Consider the following 3143-nt stretch of genomic DNA (forward strand, 5'->3'; position numbering starts at 1 on the left):
AGATCGCGCGGGCGCGTGAACTGTGGACCGGGCGGCGAAAGCCTTTCTTCAACAAGGCATTGGCACGACTGGTTTTTATTGACGAGACGTCGACGAACACAAAGCTGACAAAGCGGACGGGCTGGTCTCCCCGAGGCCAGCGATATCGAACGCACGCCCCCTTCGGGTCGTGGAAATCCCAAACGTTCATCGCTGGGCTACGATCCTATGGAATGGTTGCCCCCTGGATTGTCGATAGGCCGATGAATAGCGTATCCATCCGAGCAGGGCCGCAGGATTTTGAGCAGCGCGCGTGGTAATGTCGGTTGATGGAGATCGATGAGGACAAGATCGACGAGGCGGTTTTGGCGCTGTTATGGCTGACGCTGCATAACGAGCGTTGGGCCTGGAAGGGTTTCGACTGGGCGACGACGGATCGGCTTCACAAGAAGGGCATGATCGGCGACCCAGTCAACAAGTCGAAGTCATTGATCCTGACCGATGAAGGCCTGGAGCGTTCGGAAGCATTGTTCCGGGAGCTGTTTACGCGGCGGCCGCAATAGCCGTTCCTTTGTGTGACTTCCAGTGCCAAGGCAGCAGTTCGTGCAGGCGGGAGACAGGAAGATCGGCGATGCGGGCGAACACATCGGCGAGCCACGCCTTTGGGTCGACGTCGTTGAGACGGCAGGTCGTGATAACGGAGAGCATGATGGCGGCACGATCGGCCCCACGCTGGGAACCGGCGAAGGTCCAGTTTCGACGCCCGAGTGCAATTCCTCTCAGAGCGCGCTCGGCCGTATTGTTCGTGAGACAAATCCGGCCATCGTCGAGGAAACGCGCAAAACCATCCCATCGCTTCAGCATGTAATCGATCGGCTCGATCACCTCGGACGATTTGCTGAGCGTGGCGCGCTCGCGTTTCAGCCACTCGTGCATGTCGTCAAACAGCGGCTTGCTCTTTTCCTGCCGCGCGGCCAACCGTTCTTCGGCACTCAATCCATTGATCTCGCGTTCGATCTCAAACAGCGCCTCGTACCGTTGGACGGCCTCAAGCGCGATCGGCGAGATCGGCTTGCCTTTACGTTTGCGGTCGCGGGCATTTTTCTGGATGTCAGCCAGTTCAAAGAATTTGCGCCGCGCGTGCGCATGACAAAAGGCAAAGGTGATCGGTACCACCTTCTTTTCGGCGACACTGAGCGGCTCGAAGCCATTGTAGCAATCGCTCTGCAGAATGCCGCCATACCCGGCCAGGTGCTTCTGCGGATGCTCGGCGCCGCCGCGCCGCCGTAGGGACGGTCATCGCATACGTAGGTCCATATTCGCCCGGTCGTGCATTTGTCTTTGGCCTGGATGGGAATAGTGGTGTCGTCGCCAAAAAGGCGCTCGGCCGCGAAGACATGCGCCTCGATCAGATCAAAGATCGGCAGGAGCGCGGCCGTTCCATACCCGACCTGGTCGGCCAGCGTCGAGGTCGAAAGCTCGATGCCCTCGCATTTGAACCGGGTGCTCTGGCGGTTCAGCGGGCTATGCATTCCAAACTTGTCAAAGAGGATCGTCGCCAGCAGATGAGGACCGATGAAGCCGCGCGGCGTCGCATGGAACGGCGCCGGCGGCTGGCTGATCGCTTCGCAGTCACGGCAGGTAAATTTCTCCCGCACCGTCTCGATCACTTTGAACCGACGCGGAATCTCTTCCAGCGTCTCGGTGACGTCTTCGCCCAGCTTGGAAAGCCGTGATCCACCGCAGCATGCGCAAGTGGCCGGGGGATCGATGACCACGCGCTCGCGCTCGATATCCTCCGGCCACGGCTTTCGGACCGGCCGTTTGCGCGTGAACGAACGCACGCTCGAGGTCTTGGCGGAAGCCGCCTGCGCTGCGGCTTCATCCTCCGTCGCCGCCATCACCAGTTCTTCGAGCTGCAATTCCATCTGGTCGATCAGGCGCGCCGTGCGCTCAGATCGCTTTCCGCGCAGTTCGCGTCTCAGCTTTTCGATCGCCAGCTCCAGACTGGCAATCAAGGCCTCACTGTCCGACAGCATGGCCTGCGCATTGGCGGCTTGCGCCACCGCAATGTCCCGTTCAGTGACGACGGTGTCGCGCTCGGCAACAACGACATCACGTTCAGCCTGTAACATCTCACGCTCGGAAAGCAGCGCCAGATAGGCGCTCGCAAGGTCCGCAGGAAGGTCCACAGGCTTCGAAGTCATGAAGCCATTCGATCAGATTCATTCAATATTTTCAATGCAATAATGCTATCCGATCCGTGTCGGACGCCAGGTTTCCTGCGGATTGCGCCAGTCGATCCCGGACAACAAATAAGACAATTGTGCCGGTGAGATCGCGACCGCGCCGCCCTCCATATTCGGCCAGATAAACCGGCCCTTCTCCAGCCGCCGGGTAAAAAGGCAGGCGCCCAGACCATCGTGCCAGATGATCTTCAAAATATCCGATCTGCGACCCCTGAAGACGAAGAGATGCCCTGACAACGGATCATGCTTCAGAACCTCCTGCACCCGAAGCGCCAGAGAAGGAAAGCCACAGCGCATGTCAGTATACCCTGTCGAAAGCCAGACCTTGACCCCTGTTCCCATCGGAAACGGATTCACCTCAGCGCCTCCAGTCCGCGCAGGATCCGAAGCAGCGCTTCAACGTCGACATCGCGTCCCACAATCACACGGCGACCATTGGCGCTGACAACCTCCATAAGCCCACTATGTGCCGTCGAAGAATTGGTCGGCGCAACAACCGGAATGCCTGGCTCCGGGACCAACAGTGCAGGAATAAACCCTTCACTCCCACGGCCACTGCCGAGCCGTCCCTCGCGAGCTGCTTTACGCCAATCGTTCAACTGAAAGCGTGTGATCCCATGGCGACGTGCTGTTGCCGTGACCTGACGCGGGGCGGAATAACTCTCCGCCACGATCGCAAGTTTGGCCTCGTTGCTGAAACGGCGACGCCGCCCGCTATCGACAATCTCCATACGGCTAACTTGCGGCCGCTTCTCTATCGTTAAATCCACGGTTCTCACACTGTCTATATTGACGTCCATATAGACAGAACATCCAGTTCGCCTCACTTCTTAGCAAGGCGGCCCTCCTCGGACGCGTACTGAATAGCCGCAGCTTCGAGGCTTGGATAGAGACCCAACTCGCGCCGACCCTGTC

4 protein-coding genes and 1 pseudogene are annotated in these 3143 nt (G+C 59.1%); 1 reads left to right on the top strand and 4 read right to left on the bottom strand.

What is annotated here, in order from left to right; all coding sequences use genetic code 11:
* Nucleotides 1–190: hypothetical protein (locus EQW76_RS30090; RefSeq protein WP_244617046.1), on the bottom strand; the 190-nt coding region annotated here is incomplete at its 3' end.
* Nucleotides 191–308: 118 nt separating this feature from the next.
* Between EQW76_RS30090 and EQW76_RS28475 the strand changes: the two genes are divergently transcribed.
* Nucleotides 309–542, top strand: coding sequence for a DUF6429 family protein (locus EQW76_RS28475; protein ID WP_142832602.1), 234 nt, complete (start codon nt 309–311; stop codon nt 540–542).
* Here the strand turns inward: EQW76_RS28475 and EQW76_RS28480 are convergent.
* From EQW76_RS28480 to EQW76_RS28490, 3 genes and pseudogenes are all read right to left on the bottom strand, one after another.
* Nucleotides 523–2186, bottom strand: a pseudogene (locus EQW76_RS28480) (IS66 family transposase). The gene EQW76_RS28475 and the pseudogene EQW76_RS28480 overlap by 20 nt on opposite strands.
* Before the next feature lie 45 nt (nt 2187–2231).
* Nucleotides 2232–2570 (bottom strand): IS66 family insertion sequence element accessory protein TnpB, encoded by a 339-nt coding sequence (gene tnpB / locus EQW76_RS28485; protein WP_107592581.1) that lies wholly within the window; start codon nt 2568–2570, stop codon nt 2232–2234.
* A gap of 11 nt (nt 2571–2581) precedes the next feature.
* The gene (locus tag EQW76_RS28490) at nt 2582–3028 is read right to left on the bottom strand and encodes a transposase (RefSeq protein ID WP_142832601.1); all 447 of its coding nucleotides are present in this window, start codon (nt 3026–3028) and stop codon (nt 2582–2584) included.
* Between the last annotated feature and the right edge of the window lie 115 nt (nt 3029–3143).

Source organism: Rhizobium sp. rho-13.1 (assembly GCF_007000305.1).
Taxonomy (GTDB): domain Bacteria; phylum Pseudomonadota; class Alphaproteobacteria; order Rhizobiales; family Rhizobiaceae; genus Rhizobium; species Rhizobium rhododendri.